The organism is Clostridium boliviensis (assembly GCF_033342255.1).
Lineage (GTDB): Bacteria > Bacillota > Clostridia > Lachnospirales > Lachnospiraceae > Lacrimispora > Lacrimispora boliviensis.
This window is the reverse complement of sequence record NZ_JAWONS010000010.1, coordinates 1-596: the sequence shown is the minus strand read 5'-3', so window position 1 is coordinate 596 and position 596 is coordinate 1. Positions and strand designations below refer to the sequence as shown.

Annotated in this window: 1 protein-coding gene; it reads right to left on the bottom strand. The window is 60.1% G+C overall.

The genetic code is table 11. The annotated features are described in order from the left end of the window. Nucleotides 1–596, bottom strand: a 596-nt coding sequence (locus RZO55_RS00395; protein WP_318062323.1) for a PCRF domain-containing protein, incomplete at both ends; no start/stop codon positions are given.

Genomic DNA, 596 nt, shown 5'->3' with positions numbered 1-596 from the left:
TCTCCGTCTGTGTTCCCTGCAGCTCGGCCAGCTCCTTTTGTCGTTCTTCCATCATCCGTTCATGCAGGCGGGCCTTCAAGATCTTCATCGCCCGCTCCCGGTTTTGGATCTGGGAGCGTTCCGATTGGCAGGTGACGACGATTCCCGTGGGAATATGGGTGATCCTCACCGCGGAATCGGTGGTGTTGACGTGCTGTCCACCGGCGCCGCTGGAACGGTACGTGTCGATCTTCAGATCTTCCGATCTGATCTCCACCTCGACGTCGTCATCCACTTCCGGCATCACGTTGGCCGATACGAAAGAGGTGTGGCGGCGTCCCGACGAGTCGAAGGGGGAGATGCGCACCAACCGGTGCACTCCCTTTTCCGCCTTGAGGTAGCCATAGGCATTGTGCCCCTTGATGAGAAGGGTGACGCTCTTGACGCCCGCCTCCTCACCGGCGAGGTAATCCAGGGTCTCCACTTTGAAGCCGCGCTTCTCCGCCCAGCGGGTGTACATCCGGAGAAGCATGGAGGCCCAATCCTGGGATTCCGTGCCGCCGGCGCCGGGATGGAGTTCCAGGATGGCGTTGTTTTTGTCATAGGGATCGTTGAGG